The organism is Pantoea sp. Taur (assembly GCF_009830025.1).
GTDB classification, from domain to species: Bacteria; Pseudomonadota; Gammaproteobacteria; order Enterobacterales; family Enterobacteriaceae; genus Pantoea; species Pantoea communis.
Map to the genome: position 1 here is coordinate 1 of NZ_SZZZ01000067.1, position 486 is coordinate 486.

1 tRNA gene is annotated in these 486 nt (G+C 49.4%); it reads left to right on the forward strand.

Annotated features, from left to right (window positions below):
* The first annotated feature begins 134 nt into the window (after window positions 1-134).
* Window positions 135-210, forward strand: a tRNA-Glu gene (locus tag FD744_RS25265).
* Window positions 211-486 lie beyond the last annotated feature (276 nt).

Consider the following 486-nt stretch of genomic DNA (forward strand, 5'->3'; position numbering starts at 1 on the left):
TAACAAGGTAACCGTAGGGGAACCTGCGGTTGGATCACCTCCTTACCTGAAGATACCTTCCTTCGAAGTGCTCACACAGATTGTCTGATAGAAAAGTAATGAGCAAGACGGCTGCGAAGTCGTGACACTATCGTGTCCCCTTCGTCTAGAGGCCTAGGACACCGCCCTTTCACGGCGGTAACAGGGGTTCGAATCCCCTAGGGGACGCCACTTGCTGGTAATGAGTGAAAGGCGTTACCCATAGTACTTCAGAGTATGCTGATTCAGCATGCTGCGAAGTATTTGCTCTTTAACAATCCGGAACAAGCTGAAAATTGAAACGACACGTCGTATTCATTCTCCGTAATAAGAATGAAGCTAACGATGTGTTCGAGTCTCTCAAATGCTTGCAGTCTGCATGCGTTGTAAAACGCCTGTGGGTTGTGAGGTTAAGCGACTAAGCGTACACGGTGGATGCCCTGGCAGTCAGAGGCGATGAAGGACGTG